The 4496-nt window shown below is 69.9% G+C and carries 2 protein-coding genes and 1 pseudogene; all 3 read right to left on the bottom strand.

From position 1 onward, the window contains the following. Nucleotides 1-69: 69 nt before the first annotated feature. Nucleotides 70-2061: an alpha/beta hydrolase-fold protein gene (locus tag G6018_RS14335; protein WP_182639981.1), complete on the bottom strand. Its 1992-nt coding sequence runs from the start codon at nucleotides 2059-2061 to the stop codon at nucleotides 70-72. A 242-nt stretch (nucleotides 2062-2303) separates the two neighbouring features. Beyond that, the gene (locus tag G6018_RS14330) at nucleotides 2304-3428 is read right to left on the bottom strand and encodes an alpha/beta hydrolase family protein (protein ID WP_182639980.1); all 1125 of its coding nucleotides are present in this window, start codon (nucleotides 3426-3428) and stop codon (nucleotides 2304-2306) included. A 194-nt stretch (nucleotides 3429-3622) separates the two neighbouring features. Beyond that, nucleotides 3623-4496 (bottom strand): annotated as a pseudogene (locus G6018_RS14325) (arabinosyltransferase); the annotation flags it as partial.

Below are 4496 nucleotides of genomic sequence, written 5' to 3'. Positions count from 1 at the left end.
CTCCGCCGCACGCGGTGAGCATCCCGCCCGCCACCACGAGCGCCGCGCCGAGAGCCGCCGCCCTGGCCGTCACGAGATCTCCGCCCGGCCGCCGGTCACCGTGATCCGGCCGCCCTCGAACTCCATGACCTGGCCGTCCCGGGTGGTGCGCAGCGCGCTGGTGGGATAGCCGAGCCGGCCGCGCTCGTAGTCGACCGTGCCCCAGGCGTCGAACACCGGACCGCGGGGGATGGCGTACGCACCGGTGCGCGGCGACCAGTAGATCGCCCCGCCCTGGAAGCGACTGAAGGCGCCGTTGCGCGTGGTCAGGGAGATCTCGTCGGTGGTCGGGTACCCGAGTTCAGAGTTCTCCGCGCCGGCCTCCCGGTAGGTGGTCAGGATGGCGCCCTCGACGACCCTGGGGCCGGTGGCGGAGGACCAGTAGACGGTGCCGCCCTGGAAGCCCTGGACCACTCCGGGCTTGTTCGGGTTGGTGATCTCGTCGGTGGTCGGGTAGCCGAGGTCCCCGCGCTCGGCGCCGCGCTCCTGCCACATCGACCGGATCGCCCCGCGGATCGCGTGCGCCCCGGTGGTCGGCGACCAGTAGATGACCCCGTTCTGGAACTGGGTGAACCGGCCCCTGCCGTCAGGCGTGGTGGTCTCGCCCGAGGTGGGCAGCCCCAGCGGGCCGTCGGGTCCGCCCTCGGCCTGGTAGGCGGCGCCGATGGCCCCGAGGACCGAGTGCGCGCCCGTCTGCTGCGACCAGAAGACCCGGCCGAAGCGGAAGTCGGTGGCCTTGCCGCCCTTGACGTCGTACTCGCCAGTCAGACACGGGCCCAGACCGGGCTGACGCTCGGCGACCCGGGCGATCTCACCCTGCGCCGCGCACGGGGGCTCGACGTTCTCGATCTCGACGGCGCCCGCGAACTGGGGCCACGCCTGCATCATCTCGAACTGCCAGTACGGCCACGTGTGCGTGCCCGAGGGCCGGAAGTTGGCGGTCACCTCGACGCCGGCCCCGCGGGCCTTGTTGACGAAGGTCTGGGTGGTCATCCGCGACAGCAGCTCGAGCCCGTAGCCCGGGAAGTTGGTGGGGATGTCCGGCAGACCCGACGGCTGGTCCCACGGACCGGTGTTCCCGCTTCCCGCGGACACGTAGACGCTCTGGCCGCGGAGCTTGTCCGCGTGGAGCTTGGGGTCCTGCTCCTGCCACCTGGCCGAGCCGAGGGGTCCCCACATGCTCTCCGCCTGATACCCGCCGGCGTCCTGCATGGCCACCTTGATGGCCTCGGGCATGCCGAAGCTCGTGGTGTCGAGGAAGCCCGAGTAGCTCGCCGCGAACTGGAAGTAGTCCGGGTAGCGCTGCGAGAGCATCATCGCGGCCGTGCCACCCATCGACAGCCCGGCCACGCCGTGCTTGTCGTTCACCCGCCAGTCGCGGGCCAGTAGCGGCGGCAGCTCCTCCATGAGGAACGTCTCCCACTGGTAGGCCGAGCCGTTGGCGTCCGCGACCCAGTCCGTGTAGAAACTCGATTCGCCGCCGACGGGGAGCACGATGATCGCGTTCTTGGCGTCGAAGAACTGGGAGATCTTGGTCTCGAGGGTCCATCCGCTGGCGTCGTTGCGCGCCCGCAGGCCGTCGAGCAGGAGCAGGGAGGGGTACGTGCGTTCCGGCTCGGCGTTCCACTGGGCCGGGAGCATGAGCTGCACCTGGATGGCCTGCTCCATGGCCGGGGACTGCACCCACAGTGCGACCCGGTTGGCCGTCTTCCACTCGACCTTGTCCAGGCGGACTCCGGTCGGGAGGGTCGTCGGCACGCTCAGGGAGGGGGAGTCCACCCGGTTCCCGGGGGTCTGCCGGGCCGGGTCCTCCTGGCCGGGACCGGTCGGTGCCGGGGAGCCCTGGACCGGGGAGCCCTGGGCGGGAGTCTCCTGACCCGGGGTCACCCGGACCGGGGTCTCCTGGGCGCCCGCAGCCGGAGGGACGATGAGGCCGGAGCCCACCATTCCCACCACGAGTGGGGCCGCCAGGAGGGACGCCCACCGGGTGCGGGGGCTCGCGTGTGCGCTGGGGGTCGCCATGTGAGGTTCTCTTCCTTGCCGCGTCGTCGCCGAACGTCTCGGTGAACGGGCCGCGAGCGCGACCCGGACAGCTTCTGCCCGGGGCCCTGGTCCGTCGTCCGCCCGCGGGCTCCCCTCCCGCGGCCGAACCCGGTGGTCACGCAAGCGACCGGGGCCCCGCACGAGAATCTACGCACGGGGCCCCGGTGTGACGGGTGAGGACTCGCTGAGCGGAGCCCGATTCGTCGGCTAACCGACCGTGATCACCACGCGAAGGCGTTCATCACGGGCAGGATCTGCGCCGAGCGGGCGGCGATCAGGTCGTCGTTCCAGTAGCCCCACCCGTGGATGCCGGTGGTGCGGTAGTCGAACGTGGCCTGGTTGGGCCGGGCGTTGAGGGTGTTCTGGAACGCGATGGTCGATCCGCGCGACAGACCCTCGAGGATGATGCCGTTGAAGGTGTTGAACACGGCCTGCAGGCTGGAGGGCTGGTCGTACCGGCCGGGGATGGCCGAACCCGCGGTGACGTACATCGGGATGTCGCGCAGCTTGTCCGCGTTGAGCAGCGGGTCGTTCTGACCCCAGCGCGGCGAGCCCGGGAGGCCCCACATGGCGAACGGGTCGCACTTGCACTGGTCGAACATCGCCAGCGGGATCATCGTGTACATGCCCGGCGCGGTGGGGTTCATGTAGCCGGAGAACACCGAGACCTGCTTGAACTGGTTGCGGTGCTTGGCGGCCAGCATCGCGGCGGCGGACCCGCCCATGGACAGCCCGGCGATGGCGTTGTTGTCCGTGCGCACGCCGAAGTGGGCGTTCAGGTACCCGGGGAGCTCGCGGGTCAGGAAGGTCTCGTACTTGTACTCGACGAGGTTGCCGCCCAGGTTGATGGGCCGGTCCCAGTCGGAGTAGAAGGAGACCTGGCCGCCGACCGGCATGACCAGGGTGATGTTGTCCTGGAGGAAGATGCGCTGGGCCTGTGCGTCACGCGTCCACGCGTTCCAGTCGTCCCGCGCCCGCAGGCCGTCGAGGAGGTACAGGCCGGCGTTGCCGCCGAAGCGGGCGGGCTGGACCTGGACCTTGATGTGGCGGTTCATCGCCGGCGACCAGACGTCGCACAGCTGGACCCAGGAGGCGACCGGATCCCAGGTACACCCGGGGCGCAGCCAGTTCCGGAAGCCCACCGGGTTCTCGTTGCCGGCGGCCGGCTGGAAGGCGGGGGCCGCGGGCGGCGCGCCGGCTGATCCGGCGGATCCGAGGCTGGCGGACGAGCCCTGCTCGGTGGCCTGGGCGCCGACGAGAGCCGGAGCGCCGACGACGAGGCCTGCAGCCGTCGCCAGGGCGGTGAGCCCGGCGGCGAACTTGCGCCGGAGGGTGGTCTGGGACATTCGTGGGTTCCTTTGTTCGTTCCTGGTGCCCCCAGGTGACCCGGGGCATCGGTGACGTCCATCGGACCGGCCCCACCAGGGGAGGACCGGAACTGCGACATCGTTACTGTCGCTTATTCTGGGACAGGTGTTACAGGTCGGGGACCTGATCGATCCCCTACTGTTATCGATTCGAGACAACAGTACGGGCCACACTACCGAGTGCCCTGGTACTTCTCCACTTTCTCAGGCATGGGCAACCCGCACCTCTGCACCTCGTATGCAGGGATTCTGTTGATCCGGTACTCGGCGAATGAGAATGCGTTAACCAGGTTGGACCAGCGCTTCTCCAGCGTCAACGGGCCGGAATACGAGTCGATCAGCGCCTCGGTCGCGGGGCAGGTGAGCGCCACCTCGGCCTGGTTGACCCAGTTCACGTCAATCCATCGCGGGAAGTTGACCGGGTCCTCGACCACCCCGGTGCGCGCGAGCACCCAGTCGTACGGGAGGAACTTGTCGTGGCCGATACGCCCGTCCTCCATGCGGTCGGTGTGTGCGGCCAACGGCGAGGCCAGACCCACGGTGTCGTAGACGTCCACGTCGAGCGGGAGGTTCATGCTGGTCATGCCCAGGTTGAGGAACACGACCGTCTTGATGGGGTCGTCGGGCAGTTCGAACGGCTGCAGTCCGGGCATCGGGCGGTCGTAGGCCACCACGTCCCACCGGTCCTGGAAGCCCGGGACCGGCAGGAAGACCGCCCCCGTCCGGTTGGCCGAGACCTCTCTCACCAGTGCCCTCATGCGCGGGAAGTCGAGGTAGTCGTCCGCGAGCAACGGGTGCTTGTGGCCGGTCCGCTGGATGTAGAACTGCCGCTCGTCGACGATCCCCGCGGCGGTGATGGACTCCGGTTCGTCGCGGAACGGGTCCTGGACCACCTCGACGGTCACCGCCCATCCGACGACGACGAGCCACGCACCGGCGACGACGGGGACCGCCACCCGGCGCACGCGGGCGTCGTCCGCCCCGCGGGCGGGTCCGACCGGCAGGGGCACCACGGAGACCGGCAGGAGGAACAGGAACACCGACGGC

This window comes from Dietzia sp. DQ11-44 (assembly GCF_014145205.1).
GTDB lineage: Bacteria > Actinomycetota > Actinomycetes > Mycobacteriales > Mycobacteriaceae > Dietzia > Dietzia natronolimnaea.
This window is presented reverse-complemented; position numbering and strand designations above follow the sequence as displayed.